The sequence below is a fragment of the Marinimicrobium locisalis genome (assembly GCF_039822625.1).
Classification (GTDB): domain Bacteria; phylum Pseudomonadota; class Gammaproteobacteria; order Pseudomonadales; family Cellvibrionaceae; genus Marinimicrobium; species Marinimicrobium locisalis.
Window position 1 is genome coordinate 22,154 of the sequence record NZ_JBDLLG010000013.1, and the last position, 25,589, is coordinate 47,742.

Below are 25,589 nucleotides of genomic sequence, written 5' to 3' on the forward strand. Positions count from 1 at the left end.
TGCCCAAACATTCCTAACCTCACGCAACTTCCCGTACAATACCCAGTATATTAACCATGACTCATCCGGAGCCCTTCATGCCCCGCACGCAACAAATCCTCACCATGCTGGAACTTCAAGAGGCAATGAACACCAAAGTCCACCCGGAATGGCGAGCTCAAGGGTTCGAGTTCTACCGGGCCATTTGGATTGAGTGCGCCGAGCTGCTGGAACATTACGGCTGGAAGTGGTGGAAGAAACAGACGCCGGACACCGAACAGGTGGCACTGGAGCTGATCGACATCTGGCACTTTGGGTTGAGCATCCGGCTGCAAAACAGCGATGACCACGAGGCGCTGGCAGAAGAGATTGATCGGGAGCTGGTGGTGGCGACGGATGAACCCGACTTCCGTCTTGACCTGGAAGCCTTTGCCGGTGCGACCCTGGCGGACCAACAGTTTCACATTGCGAAATTTGGCCGAATGATGGCCGGCATTTCCATGAGCTTTGACGAGCTCTATCGCGGCTATGTCGGCAAAAACGTCCTGAACTTCTTTCGCCAGGACAATGGCTACAAAGACGGCAGCTACCAAAAAAACTGGCATGATGGCCGTGAAGACAACGAGCACCTGGTGGAGGTGGTCCACAGCCTGGATGCCGCCAGCCCCAGCTTTAAGGATGACCTTTACATTGCCTTGGAAGGGCGTTACCGGCAATAACACCCGTTTGGGTCTACTCTCTGGCTCAGACCTTACACTGTTTTAACGATTTCCTGAACGCTATAAAGGACTCAAGTCAATGAAAGTAACCGTATTCGGAACCGGCTATGTTGGCCTGGTGCAAGGGGCCATACTGTCAGAAGTGGGCCACGAAGTGGTTTGTGTGGATGTAGACGCCGCCAAAGTTGAGCGGCTGAAAAATGGCGATATCCCCATCTACGAGCCTGGCCTGGAGCCCATCGTCACTGAAAACCACGCCGCCGGGCGTTTGCACTTCACCACGGATGCCGCCGAAGCGGTCAAGCACGGGGAAATTCAATTTATCGCGGTGGGTACGCCCCCCGATGAAGACGGCTCCGCCGACCTGAAGTACGTGCTCGCCGTGGCCGAGACCATCGCCACGCACATGGAAAAGCGCCAAGTCATTATTGATAAATCCACCGTGCCGGTCGGCACCGCGGACAAAGTGAAAGCCAAAGTGGCTGAAACCCTGGAAAAGCGCGAACGCCCCGATCTGCAATTCGATGTGGTATCCAACCCGGAATTCCTGAAAGAAGGCTCCGCCGTGGCGGACTGCATGAAGCCCGACCGGATCATTATTGGCACCGATAGCGACTACGCCGAAGAGGTAATGCGCGAGCTCTATGCGCCGTTTAACCGCAACCATGACAAAGTCATGATCATGGACGTGCGCAGCGCCGAGCTAACCAAGTACGCGGCCAACTGTATGCTCGCCACCAAAATCAGCTTTATCAACGAAATCGCCAACTTGGCCGAGCTTCTGGGGGCGGACATCGAATCCGTGCGCAAGGGCATCGGTAGCGACCCGCGCATCGGCTATCAGTTTATTTACCCCGGCGTTGGCTACGGGGGCTCCTGCTTCCCGAAAGATGTGCAGGCGCTGATTCGCGCCGCCGATCAAATCGACTTTGATGCCAAAGTGCTCAAATCCGTCGAGGCTCGCAACCACGAGCAGAAAACCACTCTGTTCCAGAAGATCAACAAACACTATAGTGGCGATTTGAAGGGCAAAACCTTCGCACTTTGGGGCTTGGCGTTCAAACCAAATACCGATGACATGCGTGAAGCTCCGGCCCGCGTGCTGATGGAAGCGCTCTGGGCGGCCGGCGCCAAGGTTCAAGCTTACGACCCGGAAGCCATGGAAGAGACTCAGCGTATTTACGGCAGTCGAGATGACCTGAACCTGTGCGGCACCAAGGAAAGCGCCTTGCGCGGGGCCGATGCGTTGGTCATCGTTACCGAATGGCAAGCCTTCCGTGCTCCCGACTTTGACCTGCTCACCGAGCAACTGGCGCAACCGCTGATATTCGACGGCCGCAATCTGTACGACCCCAAGCGGATGGTGAAGAAAGGGTTTACCTATTACTCCGTAGGGCGCCCCGCGTAACGTCGGCCTTTAAATGGTAGGTGGCGCTTCGCTTACCTACCCTACGCGGAGAACAAGCCCGTAGGGTAGGTAAGGGCGCGAGCCCGCCACCTACCAAAAACAACACGTCCACGGTATGACACAGGGCGGACGCGCCAAAGGCGCATCCGCCACTCACTCCCGAGACTACGCCTTACATCAAATACCCCCGATCCACCATAAAGGCAATCACCTTATCCGCCGCTTCCTCGGGCGACATTTCGGTGGTATTCAATACACATTCCGGGTTTTCCGGCGGCTCGTAAGGGGAGTCTATACCGGTAAAGTTCTTCAATTCGCCCTTACGTGCTTTCTGGTACAACCCCTTCGCATCCCGCTGCTCCGCTACTTCCAACGGCGTAGCGACATACACTTCCACAAACTCATTGGACTCCAAAAGGTTGCGGGTCATATCGCGCTCGGAGCGGAAGGGTGAAATAAACGCGGTAATTACAATCAGCCCCGCATCCACCATCAGCTTGGCCACTTCGGCAATTCGGCGGATGTTTTCCACCCGGTCCGCATCGGTAAAGCCCAGGTCCTTGTTTAGGCCGTGGCGCACGTTGTCGCCATCGAGCAGGTAAGTGTGGTTGCCACGGGTGTACAGCTTTTTCTCCACCAGGTTGGCGATGGTGGATTTACCCGCGCCGGAGAGCCCCGTCAGCCAGAGTACACACGGTTTCTGGTTTTTCAGCTCCTGGCGGGCCTGCTTGTTCACGTCCACATGCTGCACGGTGATGTTCTGGCTGCGACGCAGCGAGAAGTGAATCATGCCCGCGCCCATGGTGTTGTTCGTGAGCCGGTCGATCAGAATGAAGCTGCCGGTATCGTGGTTTTCCTGGTAGGGGTCGAACGCAATGTTTTGGTCCAGGTTGATGGTGCAAACCCCAATCGCATTCAGCTCCAACTTCTTGGCCGCGGTATGTTCGAGGGTGTTCACGTTCACCTGATACTTAATATCGGTCAGCGTGGCGGACACCGTCTTGGTGCCGTTTTTCATCAAATAGGTGCGTCCCGGCAGCATGGGCTCGTCATTCATCCAGACGATGGTGACCTCAAACTGATTCGCCACCGAAGCCGGCTTGCTGGCCTGAGAAATCAGGTCCCCACGGGAAATATCGATCTCATCGGTTAGCGTCAGAGTGACGGATTGCCCGGCCACGGCTTCGTCCAAGTCCCCGTCATAGGTATAGATACGGTCAACATGACTTTCCCGTCCCGAGGGCAGGGCGCGAACCTTGTCGCCGGGGCGAAGCACACCGCTGGCGATCTGGCCGGAGAAACCGCGAAAGTCCAGGTTGGGCCGGTTAACCCACTGAACGGGCATACGGAAGGGTGAGCCCTGCATCAGCTCATCATCCACCTCGACGGTTTCCAGGTAGCCCATCAACGTCGTGCCGCGGTACCAGGGCATGCGCTCGCTGGGGGTAATGATGTTATCGCCCTTTAGGGCGGAGAGTGGAATAAACGTCACGTTATCCAACCCAATCTGCCGGGCAAACTCGCGGTAGTCTTCCACAATGCGGTTAAAGGTTTTTTCCGAGTAGTCCATCAAATCCATTTTGTTGATGGCCACCACCACATGGCGAATGCCGATCAGCGCTGCCAGATAACTGTGGCGCTTGGTCTGGGTCAGAATGCCCTTGCGGGCATCCACCATCAAAATCGCCGCATCGGCGGTGGAGGCCCCGGTCACCATATTGCGGGTGTACTGTTCGTGTCCGGGCGTGTCCGCCACAATAAATTTGCGCCGGTCGGTGGAGAAATACCGGTAGGCCACATCAATGGTAATGCCTTGTTCGCGCTCGGCGGCCAAACCGTCCACCAGCAGAGCGAAGTCCATCTCCTCGCCCTGTGTGCCCCACTTTTGGGAGTCCGCCTCCACGGCGGCCAGCTGGTCTTCAAACAGCATGTGGGACTCGAACAACAGGCGCCCAATCAGCGTACTTTTGCCGTCGTCCACGCTGCCACAAGTGATAAAGCGCAACAGGCTCTTATGCTCATGTTGCTCCAGGTATTCGTTAATGTCTTCCGCGATCAATTCCGATTGATGGCTCATAAATCTGTCTCTTCGTTGTCTGGTATTCACGGTAGGTGGCGCTTCGCTCCGATGCGTCGAACCGAACTACCCTACACGGGCGTGACGTGGTGTAGGGTAGGTAAGGCGTTAGCCGCCACCTACCAAAAAAATCGCAACACTCGCACCATTACAAATGGTGACTAAAAATAACCCTCTTGCTTCTTCTTCTCCATAGAAGCCGAAGAATCATGGTCAATCACCCGCCCCTGGCGCTCCGAGGTGTTGGTTAACAACATCTCTTGAATAATTTGCGGCAAGGTATCGGCTTCGGACTCCACCGCGCCCGTCAACGGGTAACAGCCCAACGTTCGGAAGCGCACCTTCTTCATCATCGGCACCTCACCCGCATTTAGGGGCATGCGATCGTCGTCCACCATAATCAAGGTGCCGTCGCGCTCCACCACCGGCCGTTCGGCCGAATAATACAAAGGCACAATGGGAATCTGTTCCAAATGGATGTACTGCCAAATATCCAGCTCCGTCCAGTTGGACAGCGGGAACACCCGGATGGACTCTTTGGGGTGCTTGCGCGCGTTGTACAGCTTCCAGATTTCCGGGCGCTGGCTCTTTGGGTCCCAGCGGTGCTGGGCCGTGCGGAAGGAGAAAATACGCTCTTTCGCTCGAGACTTCTCCTCATCCCGCCGGGCCCCACCGAAGGCAGCATCAAAGCCGTACTTATCCAGCGCCTGCTTTAGGGCTTCCGTTTTCATAATGTCGGTATGGATGGCCGAGCCGTGGGTAAAAGGGTTAATGCCTTGAGCACGGCCTTCTTCATTCACGTGCACCAGCAGCTTCATGCCGGTTTTCTCCGCCATTTCATTGCGGAACTTATACATCGCCTGGAACTTCCAGGTGGTATCCACATGCAGCAAAGGGAAGGGTGGGACGGACGGTGAGAACGCCTTCATCGCCAAGTGCAGCATTACCGCGCTGTCCTTGCCGACGGAGTACAGCATCACCGGATTCTCCGTCTCCGCGACCACTTCACGCATAATTTGAATGCTCTCGGCTTCCAGCCGTTGAAGGTGTGTGAGTGCCATAGGATTCCTCTTGAAAGTAGAAGCGGGCTCATTCGCAGCCCGGTGGGAGGTAAAAGGTAAAGGGTCAGAGTCACCACTCTGCCAATGTGGCGTGGTAACCAGTGTCACAGGGCGCTCGCCGTTGAGCCACGGAGCCAGCGCCTTATGGTTGTTAAGAGTGGGACTTTTGAAGACCAGAACGCTGCGGGGGAAAAGGGCAGCCAGCTGCTCGAGAAAAACCGCGATATCGTCCGCCCGGAAGGGCTCGTTTTGAGTGGCCCAAAACAACCGGCCGCGGCCGTCCTGGGCATAGATCTGATATCCGCTCCAGGTCCGGCCCTCCTGCTCTCCGGAAAAGGTTCGAGTGCTTCCCGAAAGCAGCGTCCGTCTGCCAGCGTCAATGCCTTGGTGTTGCAGTAGTGCCGTAAGTTCAGCTCGGGTCGGCGCATCAGAGACCGTCAGCCCCCAGCGCTCAAGGTACCGGGCCACACTCCGCCCGCTGACCGAAACGCCCTGGCTTCGCAGCCGCTCCTCAACCCGCCCCAGCGACCAAAGCCGCTCTTCTCGCGCGCTCGCGGAATGCGCGGAATGCGTAGGGTAGGTAAGGGACGAAGTCCCGCCACCTACCACCCCAGTTTGACTTGATCCCCCAGAGCTCGGTCGCTTGCCTTCTCGGCTCCGCTCAACCTTAGTCCCCCTGGGCGCCCCTCTCGGCCGATTCTCCACGGCGGCCCAGCCGCCGCCCAAAAACTTCTTATAAGCATCGGAAATGGTGGGGCGGGTCAAACCCGTGATGTCACTGATTTCTTTAAGCGTTTTTTTCTCCAGACGCAGGCGAACCGCTTCTTTGCGAAGCTCGTTGATTCGTTCTGCCGTCAATCGCTTTCCAGTCATCAGCTGCCTTCGTTGCCTGAGATGCCGTGATCCTACCGTGACCAGAAGCGAATGTAAAACATTTGTTGTCTAGGTTTGTGAGCGGGTTCTCACAGCCCTTCTGTGTGACGTGGGTCACAAAAAGGGTTCAATGTAGTCAATCTCCTACAAACGGGAGTGAGAATTTCGTCTATTCAGGCGACGGGCCAGGCGAGAGAATGTGAATCACAGGGACGGGAAAGGAAACACCCCTTGCCAGGACAGGCACACGGAACCCAAAGGCAGGAAGCCACCAGGAAGAGCGTTGGCACGAGGCCACAGGAGGAAAGCTCAGGGTAGGGGAGCCGCCAGGACGGCCGCAGTGGATGGACCCAACTCATCGTATCACCGGCTCAGGAAGAGCCGCGTGTCGGCCACCCCAGGCCGAGACCGGAGCTATCAGGGGCCAGCCGAGAGGCTGGCCCCTGTTCTTTATGGCTCAGCAGGCCGGTTGCTCAATAATAACGCTTCTTGGCTTACAGGTGTTTGAAAACCTCTTCTACCGACCCGGCCTCCAAGACTTGGTCGCTCCAATTTTCAATGTCCTGCACCGAGGCATTGCCCACCCGTTTGCGAACTGCCTCGTCAAGTGGGCCAAAGCGTTTCTCCAAAAAACGAATAAGCAGGGCGGCGGCCTTTTGCTGGCGCCCTTGTGCTAAACCTTGAGCACGACCCTGCTCAAGACCTTTTTCAAGGCCTTGCTCAAGACCTTTCTCAAGGACTTCTTTACGGCCAGCCTCTAGCCCTTCCCGCTTCCATTGCTCCGTCCAGTCAGCCAGTTTTTCAGACAACATGGCATCTACCTCGTTTAAGTTGTGAAGCTCCGGTATCGCTTCGTCTCTAAATCTTACTCTCAACAACCGGTTTAGCCAAATAGCCACCGAGCGCTGCATGGAGCGATAGTCCGGGCGGTTCATGCCGGATAATGTCCTGATACAGCAGCCCCATATAAGTCATAATTCGGCAGGCCATGAAATAGTCGGTGGAGGTCTGAAACTCAATCAGCAGATACAGGTACAGCCAACTGTTCCCCATCTGTACCCGCCAGATACTATCATCATGGCGCTCGCGCAAATCATCCGTTGCAAAGCTGGCCTTGAAAGGCTCCAGGGTTTGGAAGTCAATCTCACGAATCCACTCCGGCTTCACGAACCCTTCGAGTAGGTCCTGAACGATTCTGGGGTTGCTGAACAGCAACTTGTAGCCGCTATCGAACGGGGCGGAATTCTTATTGTTCGGCATAATGGCTCCTGATAACTGTATATATAAACAGTATTTCAAGAGCATGGCTCTGTCAACGTTGTAGCGGCCACTCGTCACTCCCCTCACCAAAGAGGTCCGGGGGTTACCAAACAAAAAGCGTGCTCTTCAGAGAGCGGTTCTCTGTTTTGTGATCTCCGTCACACGGTTGCGGTCATGTAGTCAATCTCCTACAAACGGGAGTGAGAATTTCGTCTATTCAGGCGACGGGCCAGGCGAGAGAATGTGAATCACAGGGACGGGAAAGGAAACACCCCTTGCCAGGACAGGCACACGGAACCCAAAGGCAGGAAGCCACCAGGAAGAGCGTTGGCACGAGGCCACAGGAGGAAAGCTCAGGGTAGGGGAGCCGCCAGGACGGCCGCAGTGGATGGACCCAACTCATCGTATCACCGGCTCAGGAAGAGCCGCGTGTCGGCCACCCCAGGCCGAGACCGGAGCTATCAGGGGCCAGCCGAGAGGCTGGCCCCTGTTCTTTATGGGCTCGCTTTTCCCTCCCCCGCGTCGAATAGCTGGACCAGCAAACCACTGAATAATGTTGGAGGGGGTTAGGCCGCTCTCCCCAACCCCTCCTTTAACCCGTAAACTATCCCTCTAGCATTATCACCACCATTAGGAAAAAACGGCGACACAATGGCGACCACCCAAGAAGTGATAAGCTTGGCCCGCGCTCGTAATGACATTGCGGCCCTTTGGCTCTATGGCTCTCGCGCCCGGGAAAGCCACCACGCTCAAAGCGACTTTGACTTCGCCGTCGGGTTTACCGACTGGCTTGAGGACCCACTGGAGCGGCGGCTTCGCCCAGAAATGCTGGCGGAAGATTGGCGCGAAGCCTGTGGCCTGGCCGAAGGCCAACTGAGTGTGGTGGACATTGCTATCGCGCCAATCCCTTTGGGTATAGCTATTCTTTCAGACGGTAAGCTACTACTGGATCAGCACCCTCAAATCCGTTTGGGGCTGGAGTCCCGCATACTATCCCGCTGGGAGTTGGACTATGAATATCACCGCAAACACTTTGGAGCCTTATGACGCTGGCCAACGACGCTTATGTGACCGCTCAGAAAGAGCACCTGTTGGAGTGCGAACAGGATCTTGACGAGCTCAAAGCCCTCCTGCAGCAGCGACCCTGGAGCCGTCTTGAACGGGCTGCCGCAGAGCGAACACTCCAAGTGCTGATTGAGAGTTGCCTCGGTGTTGCCAAGCATTGGGCTAAAAAAATCACCTCCCGCGTGTCCCCAGAGCCCCGAAAAGCGATAGAGGTGCTGCAGGAACGGGGAGAAATTGATCACTCCATTCCCTGGAGAAAAGTGATCGGCCTTAGAAACGTTCTGGTTCACGACTACCTGGATACCGATGTTGAGGTGCTAGAGTCCTTAATTCGAAACGAGCACTACCGTCCTCTGCTGGCGTTCGCCCACAAAGGGCTCCAGGCATTGGCAACATAATTCTGAGGCGGTTTTGAGATACAGGTCACAAAATGACTCCCTTGTAGTCAATCTCCTACAAGCCAAAGTGAGAATTTCGTCTATTCAGACGACGTCCTAGGCGAGAGAATGTGAATCACAGGGACGGGAAAGGAAACACCCCTTGCCAGGCAGGCACACGGAACCCAAAGGCAGGAAGCCACCAGGAAGAGCGTTGGCACGAGGCCACAGGAGGAAAGCTCAGGGTAGGGGGAGTCGGCCAGGACGGCCGCAGTGGATGGATCCAACTCATCGTATCACCGGCTCAGGAAGAGCCGCGTGTCGGCCACCCAGGCCGAGACCGGAGCTATCAGGGGCCAGCCGAGAGGCTGGCCCCCGTTCTTTATGGGCTCGCTTTTCCCTCTCCTCGCATCGAATAGCGCGTTGCGCTTGGCGCTTCGCGCTCGTATCATCCTATAAAGGCATGTGGAGATACGAGAGCGCACTATGAGGCTGACCCCACACCAACGCACCGTTATAAGGCAGACATCAGAGAAGGTCTTTGGCCCTGGGGTCGAGGTCTACCTATTCGGGTCGAGGCTGGATGATTCACGTAGAGGGGGCGATATCGACTTGTTGATAATCCCCCAAGAAGCCGTCCCTCGGCCTGCGCTGAGTGCCGCTCGTTGTGCTTCACAGCTGGAGAGGCGGCTTGATGGCCGGCATGTTGATGTTGTCATCCAATCGCCTGAGCTGCAATCCAAACCGATACACCAAATAGCACGACAGACTGGGCAGAGAGTCTGATGATAACCTCGATAAGGCTGAGCGTTTCGGTTGGCTCGACTCGGCTGACGAGTGGGTGGCTCACCGGAAGATTAGAAATCAGATGATCCATGAGTACATTGAAGACCCTGCTGTTCTTGCCGACGCGCTGGACACGGCCAGGCTCTGGGTCGAGTCAATGGTCAACGTTGCTGAAAGGCTTTCGCTGGAGGTAAAGAAGCGCACTCGAGGGGATGAGTGTCCCTAAGTTGTGGCATCCATCACATTTTTCCGCACCTATAGTCAATCTCCTACAAACCGGAGTGCGTATATCGTCTATTCAGACGACGCCTACAGCGAGAGAATGTGAATCACAGGGACGGGAAAGGAAACACCCCTTGCCAGGACAGGCACACGGAACTCAAGGCAGGACGCCACCAGGAAGAGCGTTGGCAGGAGGCCACAGTAAGGAAGGCTCCGAGCAGGGAAAGAGGCCAGGTAATTAAAAAGGAAGTGGACTGACCCTCCCGCAGTACCACAAGCTCAGGACGAGCAACGCGCGGTCCGCCACGTCAGGCCAAGACCGTCACCACCAGGGGCCAGCCGAAAGGCTGGCCCCTGTTCTTGTGGGCAAGGGTCTTATGGAGAAGGGAAAAACCAGCATGCTCGAACACTACCCCCAATTCCTCCACCACGGCGGCGCCGACGGCGTAACCGGCAGCTGCCACCGTTATATCGCCGGGCCGGAACAGGCCATGTTGGTGGATTGCGGCCTGTTCCAGGGCCAGGATGCCGAGGCTGTGGACAGCCTCGAGCAACACCAAATTCGCTTCGATATCGATAGCTTGTTCGCCCTGGTAATCACCCACGTTCATATTGACCACATAGGCCGCTTGCCGTACCTGTTGGCCGCGGGCTTTGCCGGGCCAATCTATTGCTCCGAGCCCTCCGCCAAACTCCTGCCGCTGGTCATCGAAGACGCCCTCAAAATCGGTTTCACTCGGGACCAACGCCTGATTGAACAATTTCTCGATAAAGTCGGCCAACAGCTCGTGCCGCTTCCCTACAAAGCATGGCAAACCGTGCTGGACGAAGAGGGCCGCCGCGTCCAAATTCGGCTCCAACGGGCCGGCCACATCCTCGGCTCCGCCTACGTGGAAGTCGACCAGTGCGAACCGGACGGGCAAACCCATCGCACCGTCTTCTCCGGCGACTTGGGGGCGCCTTACGCGCCGCTACTGCCGGCTCCCAAGTCCCCTTACAAAGCGGACACCCTTATTATCGAAAGCACCTACGGTAACCGCACCCACGAGAGCCGCAAAGGCCGACGCCTAAAACTCAAGGCTGCCGTGGAGCACGCCCTGGAAAACCAAGGCACCGTCATCATTCCCGCCTTCAGCATCGGCCGCACCCAGGAGTTGCTCTACGAACTGGAAGACTTGATCCATCGCGGCGGCGAGCACTGGCAGGCGATGGAAATTATCGTGGACTCGCCGCTCGCCGCCAAATTCACCCGGGTTTACCGCGAGCTCAAACCCTTCTGGGACGCCGAAGCCCAAAAGCGCCTCAAAGCCGGCCGTCACCCTTTGGACTTTGAGAACCTCTATACCGTGAACAGCCATGAGGAGCACCTGCAAACTGTCAGCTACCTGGCCAAAACCGGCCGCCCGGCCATTGTTCTTGCCGCCAGCGGCATGGCGGCCGGGGGCAGGGTGGTCAACTACCTCAAAGCCATGCTCGAAGACGCTCGCCACCACGTTCTATTCGTCGGCTACCAGGCCGCTGGCACCCCCGGGCGCTCCATCCAGCAATACGGCCCCGAACACGGCTGGGTCGAGCTCGACGGCGAACGCTACACCATCAACGCCGGCGTCACCACCATCGGCGGCTACTCCGCCCACGCGGACCAGAAAGACCTGCTCAACTTCGTAAAGCGCATGCGCCAATGGCCCAAAACCATCCGGCTCGTCCACGGGGACATTGCTGCGAGGGAAACGTTAAAGCAGCGCTTCGAGCGCTTGGGGAGTGATCGACAGTACCGCTTTGAGGTGCTATTGCCGGGAAACGAGTAACACACTTGATCTTCCCTGAAGTTTTGGCGTCCCGGGCCCTGGTTACTTACAGAACACCTCTTCGGCGGTTTGGGCGTCCAAAATTCGCTCCCCCCACGCCTCTAATTGCTCCACAGTGGCAGCCTCAATGCGCTGGTGGTAGGCATTATCCAGGGGGCCAAAGCGTTTTTCTAAAAGCTTCAGCAAAAAGGCCGCTTCTCTTTGCCTCCCCCCGCTCCAGACCTTTCGCTAACCCTTGCTCCAACCCTGCTTCCAACCCTGCTTCTAACCCCTCCTGTTTCCACTGTTCCGTCCAGTCAGCCAGCTTTTCAGACAACATGGCGTCTACCTCATTTAAGTTGTGAAGCTCTGGTATTGCTTCGTCTTTAACTCTTACTCTCAACAGGCGGTTTAGCCAAATAGCTACCGAGCGCTGCATAGGCCGGTAACCGGGTTGGGTCATCAGCTCCCGTAGTTGGCGCATATCGATCCATTCCGGCTTAACGAACCCCTCAAGCAAATCCTGAACAATTTTGGGGTTGCTAAACAGTAGCTTATAGCCGGCATCGAACGGGGCGGACTCCTTATTGTTAGGCATAGTACCTCCTGAGAAGCTGTATAAGTAAACAGTATTTCAGGGGCGTGATATTGTCAATGATGTAATGCGTACCGTTGGCCAGCTGTGGGAAGACGCCTCTGCTTTGGCCACACGGACGGCTTTAAAATGCTACCATTGCACGCCTTTTGGGGCCCTTGCCCAATGGCGGTTCAACCAGATTTTGAAATAAACAGCTGCTGGAGATGAAGCTTTGGCCAAAACCGGACGCAACGACCCCTGCCCCTGTGGCAGCGGGCGCAAATACAAAAAGTGTTGCCTGCCCAAACAGGCCCCACCGGTGAGCGACCTGAGCCGCCAGCGCCTTCGTAAAACCGAGGGCACGCTGGTTGAACCGATGCTCGCGCACGCCAAAGAGGTGTACGGCCAGAACTTTATGATCGCCGCCTGGGAAGAGTTTACCGTCGGGTACGACTGGCCCTTGTCCGAAGACACCCCAGAGGTAGAAACCATTTTCTTGCCCTGGGTGCTGTACAACTGGGAGCCTTACAACGAAGACCTCCCGCCCGAGGAAGCCCCCGAGGTAACAGAAACCATTGCCGAGCACTACCTGGAGCATGGCGGGCGCCGGCTGGATGACTACACCCAGCGCTTTATCAAGGCCGCCTGTGCGCAGCCCTACAGCTTTTTTGTGGTCACTGACATCGCACCCAACCAGTCCCTCAAACTGAAAGACCTGCTGCTCGGCCGCGAGGTGACGGTGCTCGAGCGCATGGCCACGGAAGACCTGAACCCGGGGGATATCCTCTACAGCCGCATAGTGACCCTGGATGGGGCCACCGTCATGCTCGGCTGCGCGCCCATCATCATCCCACCGAGCGAGGCGACCAACCTGCTCGCCGTGCGAGACAGCTATACAACGGCCTACGGCCCCCTGGACCTTGAAACCCTGCACCTGCTCGACCCCGACTTGCGGGAGCTGTACGGCGAGTTCCGCGAGTCGGTCTTCAACCCTGTGCCGCCGGAGCTGGTCAACACCGACGGCGACCCGCTCACCTTCATCACCCTATGCTACGAACTGTCCTGCACCCCCGGTGAGGCGGTGGAGGCACTAAAAACCCTCAACACACGGAACGGCGGCTCTGAGGAGGAAGTATTGGCTGAGGCACAATACGACCCCGCGGGCACGCTGACCAACGCCTTCTTTCGGTGGCTACGCCGAGACAGTGCCCACCACGCCGGCTTGGGCGTGACCGTGCTGGGGCACATTACAATCGACGGAAACCGGTTGGAAGTTGAAGTCAACTCCTACCCCAGGGCCACCTCCATCAAACGCCGAATAGGCCAGCGCCTGGGGCGAAAACGTGCCCGGCTTGTGGAGGAAAAAGAAGGGTCGCTCGACGAATTGGGGTCGCTCGAACCCCCCCATCCAGAGGAACCTGGCTCGCAAGAGTTGATGGAATCACCCGAAGTCCAACAGGCGATGGCCGAAATGAGCCGGGCCCACTGGGAGCAGTGGCTGGACTCACCCCTGCCGGCACTAGAGGGAAAAACACCGCGAGAGGCCGCCCGCACCGCCAAAGGGCGGGAACGTTTGGAGCTGCTGCTCCTCGACTTCGAGGGTAGGGCACAAGGCGATGTTTTCGCCCCTGACGTGGATGCTTTGCGGGAGGCGCTGGGGCTCAAGCGCTAAGTGAAACCGAAGGCCAGGCGCAGGGCTCCTCGGGAGCCGGAAAATGGTTCCCGACGCGGTAAGCATCAAACTTAGTCTTTGACCGGTACCCAGCCTTTCTCTTCCATGCAGTCACCATGGGCGCTCATCATGTTGCTGATGGAATCGTAAACGTCCGGGTGGTCCATGAGCTGAAAAATTTCAGTAGCGCGCCTGTTCAAACGGTTGGTATCCGGCAGGGAAGCCGTATTCGTCAAACCGTACTTACGGGCCACCGAGGAAGTGGCGCCCCATTCCCCGTAGGCGTTCATTTTCAGGTCATGTTTAATCTGCTTGCTCGTCTCCAGGTAATACCCCAGAAACGCCTGGCGGACATTGCTCGCCCCGGTGATCAGCTCACCGTCAATCTCAATAGGCTGATACACCGTTTCCTCACACTCCTTCTCCGCCGCCTCATACGCCGCGTGGTCAGACACATAGGTCTCCCCATAATCGGGGTGATACCACAGCTGAGGCTCCAGGTTCCGGGTAAGGTCAGGGTTCATCAGGCTGCAGCTCAGACTGAGCAGGCTGAATGCAAAAAGACAGGTGGAGGCTAGGGTGCGACCGGTGTTCATTGAGGCATTTCCAAAGATTGGTACTTGTTTGAGAGCTGTGGCCAGTGGCCAGGGGATCTTTTATTCAACCTTTAGGGCCGAAAGACATCAATATCCAAATCGGTCAATCAACATCGCCGAAGCTCCTGGGCTGGCACAGTTGCCGGACCTGTTCCTCTACACTGGGTTGCTCCTTATCGCTGGCCCACAAACCGAAAAGCGGGTTTACGCTGGCACGTTCAGAGGCGGTGTCATCTAAAGGCACGAGCTTCGCCCGTCTTTTCCCACGGTAGGAAATAATAACCTCCTCCCCCCGCGATACGGCGGCCATAAGGGACTTGGTATGCAGTCGCAGGTCGATGGTTGTCGCTTCCATAATAGGGTGCCCTCCGCAAGTTACACTTACTACTGTAACCTAGGGTCCTAGGTGGCGCCAGTCGTGGGCGAGCGCGTGATTTCACGGAGCGATCCAGTGTCATGTCGCTCGACAGAGGCCAGATTGGCATTGTCACCGAAGGTATGGTGGGTAAAGGCGCTCACGAACTGGTGGCTGGGAAGCCGACCCATATCACAAAATTGCCTCCCAAGCGTTGCAAACTCTCGCTACCCCTGCTAGCTTTTAACGCCTGGAGTTTAGAACTCTCACGGAGCAAGGAGCGATATGAAGCACAACCCTTCTTTTATTCGACTCGCCGAAGCGTCTTTTCTTGGTTTGTCGCCGGTATGTTGAAGCCCCTCATCCTAATTCTTTTGGCGCTCTCAAGTGGGGGAGTCTTTGCAATGAGCCTGTCCGATATGGGAAAAGTCTGTCTGTTTTCAGAAATGTCCGGCGTGCTGACGGTCAATGGAAAACCCGTTCCGAATGTTCGCCTGGTGCGCACAGCCAAGTGGCAGTCCGAACAACGTGATGAGACGGTAACCGATGATCATGGCCGCTTTCATTTCCCGGTAATGAATGAACGGACGGTCGCGAAATTTTTACCGATGGAGTTTGTGGCCTCCCAACAGATAGATGCTCACTATGACGGAGAGGTGATCAGGGTTTGGGGAGGGGTGAAACGAGACCCAAAGCCAAATGCCGAATCTAAAGGGGATGCGTTGATCGTGGCGTGTGACCTCCGCGCCGAGGAAAGCTATATCGAGGTCAGCGGCGGCATCGTTTTCAGCCGATGTGAATGGAATGTGGAGCCCGACGAGTCGAAGAGCCACATTTGGGAAAGCTAAACCACCGTAATGTCTAGCGTACATATAAATAATCGAAAGGGAGTTTATTCATGACGAGCAACCCCATTAAGCCAAACCAAGCCGTAGATCTCGCGGAAGCGGTATACCTCCTATCCGGCACCCCGTCGGTTGAAGACGCGGTAAACGCAGTCAGGCTGAGATACAGAAACATTTTTGAAGTTGTAGGAAATAGCTCGCTTGCTGGAAAGACCGGCGGCCCTGGCTTCCTGAAATGCCGAACGGCGTTCGGTCTTTGCCTAATAGGTCGTAAGCAGTTTGAGGGCCACGCTTTTATCGTTTTTAGAGGAACTGACTACCTGGCGGACTGGCTAACAAATTTGAACGCCTCCTTGTCACGCTCAAGTAATAACCAACCAATTCACGCTGGTTTTAGTGAAACCTTCAAATCTCTCCGTCCCCAGCTTGTGGCCCTCATGCACCACGTTTCCGGCTCTCAAATCCATTGCATAGGTCACAGTCTGGGCGGCGCCGTAGCCAGCTTGTGTGCTGAGTGGATGGAGCTGGCCTACCATGTTAAGCCGTGTCTCTACACCTTCGGTTCGCCCAGAATAGGGCTACATGGATTTGCGAGTGTGCATACCCGAACCTTGGGGCCGTCAAATTTCTATCGGGTGCACCGAAGTTCGGATGTTGTGCCTTATATTCCGATCTGGCCTTTTATTCATGCGCCCCTTCAAGCGCAAACGTATCGGTTACCGAAGATTGGAACCTTGCCCACCAAGGCTGACCATAATATTGGGCTTTATGCCGACAGTATCGGTGATAAAAGTTGGCAGGCGCTCAAAGCGCCCCACAATGGGGTTGGGTCGGATATCGCCGTGGAGCGTTGGCTATTGGACAAAACATTCATTGGTTTAACTGTCGATAGCTTGGAATGGCTGGGCAGAGCAATGGTTTATGTGCTTGAGCGCTGCATGACGGGTGCAGCCCGCATTCTGTCGATGGCCGGCTCAACTCAACTCACGATTTTAGATAGCATTGCTGTCATGCTGGAAAAAGGTGTGAGCTTGACTGAAACAGTTTCTCGGTGGGTGCTCTACTTGGTCCGGAAGATACTGGTATTGCTTGGGCGCCCAGATATTGTAGAGGGCGCAGATATCACGCGAGCTTTTTTAAGACAAGTGCTTCTGGACCTGCAGCAAAGAGTGAACACCATGGTTCGCAGGGTTCTGGATCAGACTTTGGTCAAAGGACAGTCAGTTTGACTGGGCTCTTCCCTATAGATCAGGGTAGCCACCGCCTCTGATACGTTGGGTTGTTTGGAAAACAGGCAATCGAAAGCAAGATCGCCGGCCCTATTATCTTTCTTGTCGGAGTGGAGAGTTGGTCAAAGCCGGAAGCCATCAGTTGATGGGCTTTCACTGAGCATCATCTCAACTTGTACCATTTCGGGAGCAGTCCCGGGCGCTGAAGCGCCCGGATAGCGTGGGTTTAAGACTTTACCAGGTTAGACTTGATAACCCCCTTCGACAGCAAAAGGTAGTAACCAAACTCAAAAACCCCCGCAAGCACCACCAAGAACCCAATCTTCGCCAGGAGGCCATTGGGGCCTTCCGCCAAAGGGGTGGTGCGAAAGGCGATGTACAGCACCGCAAACAGGATTATGCCTACGACTAAGGGCGTGTAGCCGGCTTTTATTGGCTCGCCGCAGCTGCTGCATTTCATAATTACAGGGTTGGTGGCCTTAAGGACATCTTTGAACTTAAGAGGGGTGTTGCAGTTTGGGCAACTTCTCATATTGCACTTCCTCTATCTTCTTTCTCTGGAGCGACCAATACGCTTTTCCGGGATGACGTGAAATCCAACATTCAGCCCTTGTAAGTGAAAGACGTCAACCTTAGTTCTTGGTAGCTGCTAACCTTAGACTTCAACTGCTTTCTCTACACTCATGGAGTTAGCGCTGCGGTATGACATGCGCCGAGCGCCCCCCTCTGAGCACGCTAGAGTAAGTCGATTTCTGGCTCAATATCTTCCAAACCAATTACTTTTCTTTCTATTCCAAACGAATCAGCCTGCTGCTGCATCAGCGAAATCACCTCATGAAATGCCATAAGGTAGCCAAGCTTGTAATCAGCGTCATTCGTATCGAAAGCTGCTTCCTTTCCTAATTTTGCATCTTTAGCTTTCTGTTTTAACAAAGTTCCTAAGTCATAGATATAGCTTCTATATAGTTGATCCGTCATAGCGTTAACTCCTATCGTTCAGTATGCCTTTGAGAATGTCTCTTTGCTCTCTCTGTCGTAGTATATCAGATGGCCACTTCTTGTTGATCAACGCTTGTTGCTGACGAGGATCTAATTCTCCCCACCCATCAATATACTTTGAAGGGTTAGCAATTTTGTCTTGGTGTAAAGCGATCTGTCTTTCAAGTTTTGAAATACCTTTAGTTAGTTCTTCACTCGATCGAGCCAAATTATTTTTAAGGAAGCCAGCATGCTTCCCCCCTTCCTTGGCAACATCGAATGAACTTTTTGTGCCGCCAGCATGATGCTCAAACTTTGGCTCCGGGATCTCCCCGGAACGTCGCCCAGGTACGATATCTTGCGTATTACCGTCCTCTAGGCGTTCCGCGTACTCATTTAGGTCGTCGAGCACTTTGGAGTTTTTGGGAAGCCGCTTTTTTAGCTGCTCAGCGGCGCTCTTGAGGATTCTTCCCCCAGGCATGACGCCAACCGCGATCTCTACCGCAAAGTCCTTGCTCTTTTCTTCGAGAAGTTCGTTGACGCGGTCTTCATCGCCCGCCTTGATAGCTTCGCCGAGGTCTATCGTCCATGAAACATACTGGTACGCAGTCCAAGCTTTGTCCAGCGCGATGAAAGCCGGAATCACCAAAAACCAAAAGGCATTGTGCTCCGCGGCATTCTTTGCGGTGCTGTCGGCTATGTTTACATCGCCGCCAAAAGCAAATGCGGAGAGGGCGGCCGACAGGCGGGCCATGTTGACGCCTTGTTCTTTATACTTATTGTAAAGCTCTTCCGCCTCTAGAGGTGTAAGCTCTCCCGTTCTGGCTCCATCTTCGGCTAAATTGAAAAAGTCCTGCCGAATCTGCTCGGCGACAAATTCGCCCACCACAGCGCCGCCGGCGCCGGACGCGCAGCCTTGCTCAACCTCGTCTGAGTTGCCGGAATCATTTGCCGATGTCGCCGCGCCCATAACGCAGCCCAGGGCGGCGTGGGCGATGTACTTGGTGGCGGTGTTTATGCGCAGTTCTTTGTCCTGGATCTTGCTGGCATCGCCAATTTTGTTGGCAAGCTCCTTACCGAGCAAGTTGATGGAGTTTTGGACAACGGCAGGGCCCAGGTTGGCGCCGAAATCGCTCAGGCTTCCGCCATTCATCACCGTATCCACGCCGGATGATACGGTTGCTTCGGTGAGCGCCTGTACTGCCTGCTGACCGAAGGATAGCTCCGCCATAGTGTCCTTCAGCGCGAAGTACTCGGGCGAGCCTTGGGCAATATCCATCTTCGCCGCCACGGCATCTAGCTCGGATTGGCTGACCTCGTTGGTGAAGAACTGAGCGTCCAGGTAATCCATGGCGCCCGCTGTCACCATGGCGGTGGCGAGATTTCTCAAGGTGTCACTGGAGGCCAGCTCTTCAAGCGCGCCGCCCACATCACCATTGACGGCGCCATTGGCCACGGCCACGGACGCCTGGGAAATCATGGACGTGGTGCCTGCTTGAATAGAGGCATGCAGAGCCGAGCTGAATACCCCTTCTGCGGACTTTCCAACAATCATGTCCGCCAGGCCGCTTCCCGCCCCTTGCGTGGCAACGGCCACCGCAATCGATATAATGGCCATGGCGGCGGGGGAAAGCGTGGTGGAGCTTTCATCCCACTGCTCATGAGCGGTAATAATGGCTTGCCAGTCCTCGGGGGTTGTGTTCGCCCGAACGGTGTCAATCCAGTCCATCCCCTCAAAGTCAGCAATGTGGTCCAGCTGCTCATCCAGGCTCAGGTCCGGGTCGCCCTCATATTCCACCGAAACGCCATACAGCGCGTTGGCTTCAAAGCCGCCGACAATGCTGTTCATCACCCCGTTTTCAATATTGTGGCCACGGCTGGTGGAGCGAACGGTCAGGAGAGACTCCCTGACGGACTGATAGCTGAAGTGGTCGTTCTCCACGGTCATCAGCATATTCACTTTGCCGTTGTCCGCGTTGACCACGGTCCCGTCTTGGGAGCGAATATCGGTCGCTTTTAGCGTAATATCCCCAAAAAGGGAATGAATGCGCACGCCTTTGCCAGCGTCCAGAACGGAGCGGATGGCCACCGTTTTATAGGAGGAAATATCAGTCGTGGTGTCGTTCCACTTGGAGTGAGATTGGTATCGGCTCTCCTGAAGGTCGTCTTCAATGGTGATGCCGAGCGACGCCAGCAGGGTAATATGGCCCTCGTCACTGCTCAGCTCGGCGGCATCGATAACGATGTTCTCGTTTGCCATCAGGCTAATGGTTTCCTGGGCCGACAACCGGGAGGTAAGGAAGTGCGTCTGGCTCCGGCTGGAGTTGTACCAGCCGCCGTCATGGCTGGAGGAGGTGCCGTACTGAACCGAGCCGATATAGATACTGCCGTCGGCCTCAAAGGTAATGCCGCCGGACGGGGCCTCCACAATGCCGCCTTCAATAAGAATATCGTTGGACGCTTGAAGCTTTACATTGCCCGTCCCCGACTGAACAGAGGCGATTTCACCAAACTTGCCCCCCTGAGAGCCACCGAAATCGTACCGGTGAACGATCGTACGGTTAATAATATTGTGCGCGCCAATGAACAAGTCGCCCTCGGCCATAACCTTACCCGAAAGGTTCTCCAGGTCGCCGTCGACCAGAACATTAAGGTAGCCATCTCCATGCAATACACCCTGGTTATTCTTCAGGTCGCCCGCCACTCTTAAGAAAGTCTCGCGGCCGCCCTTGAGGGTGACGCCGTCGATGGTCACGTTGGGGAAGTTGGCGACGCCATTGAACGTCGTATCATGGTCCGTGACTTTGCGGGCTTGATAGGTGCCGTTATTGAGGTATACCACGGGAACGACAACGGTCTCTCCGTTAATCTCCCGGAACTCCGGCCACACGAGGGCGGGCTGACTGAGGCCACTGTTTGTCTGGTCGAGCCCCAGCGCCTCACCATAAAGGCGGTCACCGCCTTCACTCTCCAGGTACGCAAGGGCGTTCTGGTAAAGCGTATTGAGCTGCTTGGTTTCAGTGGCGTATTGGTTGGAGTCCGCATCGATCAGGTTGCGCCCCAGCAAATGCTGGATCTGATGCCTGATATAACGGGACTGCACCAGCGGGGAGCCGATGTACCGGGGCTTCTCGTAGGTGGGAATAATAGTGGTAATGCCGCCGGTGTTAATGGGTACGTAGCGGGGTTCGCCCAGGTGGTGGCGGTATGGCTGTTCTTCCAGTGTGCTATAGAAGCTCTCCAGGTCCGTGGCCCCGCCGGGGGCGGACTGCTCCATAAACTCGTGCGTGCCGTATTTACCGTCGTCATAGGACGCGGCGGGTACGAATAGGGGGCTGCTGGCTATGTCGCGCTCAATGGTCCGGTTTGAAAGCACGGACGCCTGAGCGGCCACGCTTCCTTGAAGCAGAAGCACAAAGCACAGAAAGTAGGCGCACAGGCGCTTGAACCCGGTGGAAACTCGAACCTGCTGCAATAATGTAGAGTCAGTTTTCATTCCGTTAGTCTCCATTAGTCCCACCACTTCACTTCGTCAACAAAGCTCATAAAAGCCTCTTTCAGCCGTTCGTACAGCGCCTTGATCTCTTCGAAAATCGAGAACGAGTCCGTCCCACTGTTTCGGGTCGTGTTATCGGGCACGCTGCCAGACATATCGTATTCAATTCGCTCCCAGTAGGAGATATCAATGGTTCCCCGCTCCAAGTCCACCTCGTTTGACACCCCGGCCCGCCGAGTCTCGGAGCCGCCGGTGAAGCCTTTGTCCGTGTAAAAGTTGGTCGTATATTTCTCGTAGTCTTGCATCAGCTCGTCGACCACATCGTCCACGTAGCCTTCAAAGGGGCTGTAATCTGTAAAGAGGCTGTACGCCTCGGACAGCTCCTTGCTATCCATATCGTCATCGGTGTGGTAAACCCTCGAGTTACCATTGATGTAGAACAGCGAATCCATCTGCTGGGGGTCGGTTACCATCTCTTTGGTATCACTACTCTTGCAGTAAAGCTCTTTCGCCCTCTGCTCGGTCATGGACTCCGGGCGCTCGGCCACGGAGCGAATGCAATGGTAGCCGTAGTATTTCACCTGGGAGAGGGACTTTACCGCCCCCATGTGGGCCATGCCGGCATCAATGAACCCCCAGTTACCCCTTCCGAAGGAGTCGGTCCTGAAAGAGGCATTCCCAAATATTTCCACGTAAGCCATGCTGTTGAGAAAAAACTCGTCCGTATGCGCGGCGAAGTCATTCATGGAGAACAACACGCCAGGCGGGGCGTAGGTCGCCGCGCGGGATTTCATAATTTCGGAGTTGACTTGTTCCTTCTCATCTCCGCCGTTGTGTATCTCTACGTAGCTGTCGTGTTGCAAGTCCAGGATCGACAGCACACGGTACCGCTCGTTAAGAAGCACCCCGGTGGAGAAATTGACAGAAGCGTCCGAGCCCTCGGCCCCTAAATGCGCCGATGAATTGACGATATAACGCCCGGCATTGATGTGAAGAGAGTGCTCCGCCACCGTGGACACTTGGTTGAGGAGGGCTCGCTGCAGAGTGAGCGGCCCCTCTTCTTCCAGAATCTCATAGTAGGGGTTAATGTTCTCAAAAGCGTTGGTTTTGATTTTAATGTTCCGCCCGCGAATATGGGCGGTGCGGCTGGCCGGAACCGGCTTGGCGGCTAGGTTCGCCTCTTTGTGCACGCCCGCGGTGTAGTACACACCCAACTTCTTCTCATCCAGCTCATCATAGAAATCGCCGTTGATGGGCAGCGGTTTTGTGTGCTCGGAGTAGTAAGGCGTGCGGGAGCCGTTAATAATATAGCTGTTGGCGCGCTCCGTATCGGTTTCCAGCTGTATGACATCAGCGAGAATGCGGCCTCCATAACGGTTGGCCAGCAAGTGTTCGCCCCACACTTTCACCGAACCCGAACCGAGGATGTTCCCTTCATTGATGAACCGGGCGCCGGAAAACTCGGCCGTAACCGCGCTCACCTTGCTTCGCTGAGTAAGGCGGCCACCCGCGATCGCCTCAAAAAGCTGGCCCTGGAAGTGCCTTCCCGAGGCAAGCGTCAGCCCGCCCACGGATTTGATGCCTAACTGGCCTTGGGTAGTCTGATTAGCCCTAACGGACAGGGTGCCGCCCGCGTAATGGGTGATAGCAATCCGCTCGTTAGAGATAACCTGTTGATTTCTATAGCGCACCGAAGAGAGTAGGGAAGTGCGGGTATCCGCCGCTACCGCGAAGCTTGCCGGGGCCGCCAGGGACCACTTTACACTCACGGCCTTCACCGTCCCGCGCAGCGTGCTTACAGAGGCGGTGGTGTCGTAATCCAGAATCTTCTGCGTGTCATAATCCCACCGGTGTTTCCCCGTCATAAACCGCGCCGCGGCGGTACCTATGGTGTAATTGCCCGTCTCCGCCGCATCATAGCTCCCGCTGCTATTCTTCACGGCTTTTTGGTGCAGGTCGAGCGTGCCCGAGGTATTGATTCTGCCCGCCAATACGTCCAGCGTAATGGCCCCCGGTGCCCTCAGCCCGTTAAGTGCCACCAGCCCGTTCGCCGAAGCACGAAACGCGCCCAACTGAGCGGATCCGGCAGAAGGGTTGTAACTCCCGTCATTTACAACAAAGGTGATGCGGTGAAAGTTCTTTAATTCACACCCGTTACAACGAATCGAGCCAGAGGCCCGGGGAACCACGAAAACAATATCGGCGGCGGCCTCGCCCACCTCAACAGTGTTGTTCAGCACCACGGAGTCGGCGATGATCACAATGGTAGCCGGCACCGGCCCCACATTATCGCCCATGGGGTTGAGCACGCTCAGTGGCCTGTCGTCCGTCTCGAAGCGGTCAAAGCGGTTGATAGATAGGCCGGAGGCGTTGGGTGGGGCCAGCGTCATTACATCGACACTCGAGCTCACCCGGTGGAGTTTTACCGAAGCGCCGTGCCCGCTGTAATCCGAAGCCCACGCATACTGGCCGGCCAGCACCATCCATGCAATGCACAGTAAAGCAACACCTTTCCCCAAGGGCATAAATCCTCCGTATTCGCCAGTTCTGGCGGTAGTTAATCAGTCGCTATAAAGAAGCGTGTGTGTTCAGCTCGCCCGGAATGTCATGCAGCAACGGCCAAACGCACCCGTGAGGCTGGCCAGCGGGCATAGCCATCGGTGAGCAAAAACCGAGGTGGGTCGATGCTGTGCGGTAGGCTGGCGTGCGAGTGTTGGGTAAATTCTGCCGCAGGGTGAGCAGTGGGATCGATTTCGGTAAACGGCCCTGTTTCATGGTGTCGGGTTCCTTGAACCTTTTTCTGGTCTTTATTCTGGTTGAAACGCCATTGCGGCGGTGAGTATGATAATCGGAAGTGGGGCAGGGGGCAAGCTGCCAGCGCCGCTTTTTCGGGTCGACTTAATAGTATGACAATTCCCGAGCCTTCCGTGTGACCAAAAGAGGTAGAGTGCTACGGTGTGGCCCATAGGGAAAACCGATAAGGTGCGCTGTGCCCATATATTAAAATAACGCATTCAATGGTATGCAAGCGGCTTATTCTTTGGGTACAATTTATCCAGCCCGGTACAGGACTACAGTGCTGTAATGGAAAATCGTTATTTGGATGTAACTAAGGAAGCCACCTTTCCTAAACGCCTTTCATAGTTTGTCCTGCGCGATCTTCTCTGTGCTTTCACCGGGAGTGCCGGGCCGTATTGTCCGTGTAAAGCTTATTCGAGCGCGCAAGCTCCGGTCGAGTGCCAGGGCCGAGCTGCGGCGGCTCCTCAACCTTAGAGACAGTGAAAAATGAACAAGTTACCCAATGCGCCTGTGGCGCCAAAATCATTTATGGGTTTGGCCGGCAAGCTCTCCACCTTTCTTCTTGTGGCATTGTTGGCTCATACCGCCGACGCTAAAAAGACCGTGAGAGGGGAGGTGGCAAGAATCTACCCGGCTAGCAACGCCATTCACTTTAGGCTTAAAAATGATGACTGCATTAGCGGCTCGCAATATTACTATTTTAACCTTACAGACGCCTCTGGAGAGGCTTCAGAGTTATCCAAGGCCTGGTACGCTCTTCTGCTTTCCGCCTCTGTGTCGGGAAAAGGGATCGCGGTGAGCGTTGAGGAGTGTTTGGACGAAGGGCGTATCCCAGTTCGATACATTTATCAGGATTTTTAATGTCTCAGCCGTTTGTGAGTCAGTAGTTATAATTTTGATCCTTCACTGAAGGAGCACAGGCAAAGGAGGAGTCATTGTCCCTCCAGCCAATTTTAACCCATTGTTCAATAGAAGTTACAGTCAGTTGAGGGGTGTTTTCTAATGAAATTACGAAGCGCGCAAGTGGCGGTGCTAGTGGCAATGTTCACTCTATCCGCGACCGCCAGCGCGAACTACCTTGGGAACAGGGAACCGCGTTCGATTTTTGGCGCCGGCGTCATTAAGTTTGGAGTTGATAACCCGCCGGACGATACCTGCGATTACCATAATAGAACGTTTAAGTTCGACGGAACGACTGAGCGAGGGAAGAATATTCTGTCGATTCTTTTAGCGGCGAAGATGGCTGGAAAGAACGTTAATATTTGGTATTCGCCCAGCTCTAAGCCCGGAACCTCTGCTTCAACCGGGTGTACAATAAACGATATGGCCATAATTAATGAGATTGGGATTAACTGATCTGGACGTTATCGAATATTCTTCCCGCCATTAATGGCGGATTGACGTGTGCTGCGCGAAACAAGGAGGCGC

Annotated in this window: 23 protein-coding genes and 1 pseudogene; 11 read left to right on the top strand and 13 right to left on the bottom strand. The window is 55.5% G+C overall.

Going from position 1 to position 25,589, the window contains the following annotated elements:
• Positions 1-77 precede the first annotated feature (77 nt).
• Together AAE514_RS09580 and AAE514_RS09585 are read left to right on the top strand one after the other, a co-directional pair.
• Entirely contained in the window at positions 78-698 is a 621-nt protein-coding gene (locus AAE514_RS09580; protein WP_347331311.1) for a dUTP diphosphatase, read from the top strand.
• A 79-nt stretch (positions 699-777) separates the two neighbouring features.
• Positions 778-2,106: a UDP-glucose dehydrogenase family protein gene (locus tag AAE514_RS09585; protein WP_347331312.1), complete on the top strand. Its 1,329-nt coding sequence runs from the start codon at positions 778-780 to the stop codon at positions 2,104-2,106.
• Positions 2,107-2,278: 172 nt separating this feature from the next.
• Here AAE514_RS09585 and cysN read toward each other — a convergent pair whose 3' ends face one another.
• The 5 genes and pseudogenes from cysN to AAE514_RS09610 all read right to left on the bottom strand — a co-directional run bounded on the left by cysN (position 2,279) and on the right by AAE514_RS09610 (position 7,377).
• Positions 2,279-4,183 carry a sulfate adenylyltransferase subunit CysN gene (gene cysN, locus AAE514_RS09590; protein WP_347331313.1) on the bottom strand — a complete coding sequence of 635 codons (1,905 nt, stop codon included), beginning with the start codon at positions 4,181-4,183 and terminating at the stop codon, positions 2,279-2,281.
• A 161-nt stretch (positions 4,184-4,344) separates the two neighbouring features.
• Positions 4,345-5,244 carry a sulfate adenylyltransferase subunit CysD gene (gene cysD / locus AAE514_RS09595; protein WP_347331419.1) on the bottom strand — a complete coding sequence of 300 codons (900 nt, stop codon included), beginning with the start codon at positions 5,242-5,244 and terminating at the stop codon, positions 4,345-4,347.
• A 696-nt stretch (positions 5,245-5,940) separates the two neighbouring features.
• Positions 5,941-6,117: pseudogene (locus AAE514_RS09600) on the bottom strand (helix-turn-helix domain-containing protein); the annotation flags it as partial.
• A gap of 494 nt (positions 6,118-6,611) precedes the next feature.
• Positions 6,612-6,929, bottom strand: coding sequence for a DUF4351 domain-containing protein (locus tag AAE514_RS09605; protein ID WP_347331314.1), 318 nt, complete (start codon positions 6,927-6,929; stop codon positions 6,612-6,614).
• 46 nt (positions 6,930-6,975) lie between these two features.
• Positions 6,976-7,377 (bottom strand): Rpn family recombination-promoting nuclease/putative transposase, encoded by a 402-nt coding sequence (locus AAE514_RS09610; RefSeq protein WP_347331315.1) that lies wholly within the window; start codon positions 7,375-7,377, stop codon positions 6,976-6,978.
• 651 nt (positions 7,378-8,028) lie between these two features.
• On the opposite strand from AAE514_RS09610, the gene AAE514_RS09615 reads away from it, so the two are divergent.
• From AAE514_RS09615 to AAE514_RS09625, 4 genes are all read left to right on the top strand, one after another.
• Positions 8,029-8,424 carry a nucleotidyltransferase domain-containing protein gene (locus AAE514_RS09615; RefSeq protein WP_347331316.1) on the top strand — a complete coding sequence of 132 codons (396 nt, stop codon included), beginning with the start codon at positions 8,029-8,031 and terminating at the stop codon, positions 8,422-8,424.
• Positions 8,421-8,840, top strand: a complete 420-nt coding sequence (gene hepT, locus AAE514_RS09620; RefSeq protein WP_347331317.1) for a type VII toxin-antitoxin system HepT family RNase toxin — start codon at positions 8,421-8,423, stop codon at positions 8,838-8,840. The genes AAE514_RS09615 and hepT overlap by 4 nt, the downstream gene beginning before the upstream one ends.
• Positions 8,841-9,305: 465 nt before the next feature.
• The gene (locus AAE514_RS18580) at positions 9,306-9,605 is read left to right on the top strand and encodes a nucleotidyltransferase domain-containing protein (protein WP_430623893.1); all 300 of its coding nucleotides are present in this window, start codon (positions 9,306-9,308) and stop codon (positions 9,603-9,605) included.
• A gap of 620 nt (positions 9,606-10,225) precedes the next feature.
• Positions 10,226-11,635, top strand: coding sequence for an MBL fold metallo-hydrolase RNA specificity domain-containing protein (locus AAE514_RS09625; protein ID WP_347331318.1), 1,410 nt, complete (start codon positions 10,226-10,228; stop codon positions 11,633-11,635).
• Positions 11,636-11,677: 42 nt separating this feature from the next.
• Here AAE514_RS09625 and AAE514_RS18585 read toward each other — a convergent pair whose 3' ends face one another.
• Positions 11,678-11,821 (bottom strand): DUF4351 domain-containing protein, encoded by a 144-nt coding sequence (locus tag AAE514_RS18585; RefSeq protein WP_430623894.1) that lies wholly within the window; start codon positions 11,819-11,821, stop codon positions 11,678-11,680.
• Positions 11,781-12,212 (bottom strand): RpnC/YadD family protein, encoded by a 432-nt coding sequence (locus AAE514_RS09630; protein ID WP_347331319.1) that lies wholly within the window; start codon positions 12,210-12,212, stop codon positions 11,781-11,783. Before AAE514_RS09630 ends, AAE514_RS18585 begins: the two co-directional genes overlap by 41 nt.
• 211 nt (positions 12,213-12,423) lie before the next feature.
• Here AAE514_RS09630 and AAE514_RS09635 point away from each other — a divergent pair, with 211 nt between their 5' ends.
• Positions 12,424-13,863, top strand: a complete 1,440-nt coding sequence (locus AAE514_RS09635; protein WP_347331320.1) for a YecA family protein — start codon at positions 12,424-12,426, stop codon at positions 13,861-13,863.
• 71 nt (positions 13,864-13,934) lie between these two features.
• Here AAE514_RS09635 and AAE514_RS09640 read toward each other — a convergent pair whose 3' ends face one another.
• Together AAE514_RS09640 and AAE514_RS09645 are read right to left on the bottom strand one after the other, a co-directional pair.
• On the bottom strand, positions 13,935-14,459 hold the full coding sequence (locus AAE514_RS09640; RefSeq protein ID WP_347331321.1) for a hypothetical protein: 525 nt from the start codon (positions 14,457-14,459) through the stop codon (positions 13,935-13,937).
• 103 nt (positions 14,460-14,562) lie between these two features.
• Positions 14,563-14,814: a type II toxin-antitoxin system Phd/YefM family antitoxin gene (locus AAE514_RS09645; RefSeq protein WP_347331322.1), complete on the bottom strand. Its 252-nt coding sequence runs from the start codon at positions 14,812-14,814 to the stop codon at positions 14,563-14,565.
• 101 nt (positions 14,815-14,915) lie between these two features.
• Between AAE514_RS09645 and AAE514_RS09650 the strand changes: the two genes are divergently transcribed.
• Both AAE514_RS09650 and AAE514_RS09655 read left to right on the top strand, forming a co-directional pair.
• Positions 14,916-15,662: a DUF6795 domain-containing protein gene (locus AAE514_RS09650; protein WP_347331323.1), complete on the top strand. Its 747-nt coding sequence runs from the start codon at positions 14,916-14,918 to the stop codon at positions 15,660-15,662.
• Positions 15,663-15,712: 50 nt separating this feature from the next.
• Positions 15,713-16,888 carry a lipase family protein gene (locus tag AAE514_RS09655; RefSeq protein WP_347331324.1) on the top strand — a complete coding sequence of 392 codons (1,176 nt, stop codon included), beginning with the start codon at positions 15,713-15,715 and terminating at the stop codon, positions 16,886-16,888.
• Positions 16,889-17,114: 226 nt separating this feature from the next.
• Here the strand turns inward: AAE514_RS09655 and AAE514_RS09660 are convergent, their stop codons facing one another.
• From AAE514_RS09660 to AAE514_RS09675, 4 genes are all read right to left on the bottom strand, one after another.
• Positions 17,115-17,420 (bottom strand): A24 family peptidase, encoded by a 306-nt coding sequence (locus tag AAE514_RS09660; RefSeq protein ID WP_347331325.1) that lies wholly within the window; start codon positions 17,418-17,420, stop codon positions 17,115-17,117.
• Positions 17,421-17,623: 203 nt separating this feature from the next.
• Positions 17,624-17,866, bottom strand: a complete 243-nt coding sequence (locus tag AAE514_RS09665; protein WP_347331326.1) for a hypothetical protein — start codon at positions 17,864-17,866, stop codon at positions 17,624-17,626.
• 4 nt (positions 17,867-17,870) lie between these two features.
• On the bottom strand, positions 17,871-21,362 hold the full coding sequence (locus AAE514_RS09670; protein WP_347331327.1) for a DUF637 domain-containing protein: 3,492 nt from the start codon (positions 21,360-21,362) through the stop codon (positions 17,871-17,873).
• 14 nt (positions 21,363-21,376) lie between these two features.
• A complete protein-coding gene (locus AAE514_RS09675) occupies positions 21,377-23,887 on the bottom strand; it encodes a hypothetical protein (protein WP_347331328.1) in 2,511 nt (836 codons plus the stop codon).
• A gap of 760 nt (positions 23,888-24,647) precedes the next feature.
• Here AAE514_RS09675 and AAE514_RS09680 point away from each other — a divergent pair.
• Both AAE514_RS09680 and AAE514_RS09685 read left to right on the top strand, forming a co-directional pair.
• Positions 24,648-25,022, top strand: coding sequence for a hypothetical protein (locus AAE514_RS09680; protein ID WP_347331329.1), 375 nt, complete (start codon positions 24,648-24,650; stop codon positions 25,020-25,022).
• A 141-nt stretch (positions 25,023-25,163) separates the two neighbouring features.
• A complete protein-coding gene (locus AAE514_RS09685) occupies positions 25,164-25,517 on the top strand; it encodes a hypothetical protein (protein WP_347331330.1) in 354 nt (117 codons plus the stop codon).
• Positions 25,518-25,589 lie beyond the last annotated feature (72 nt).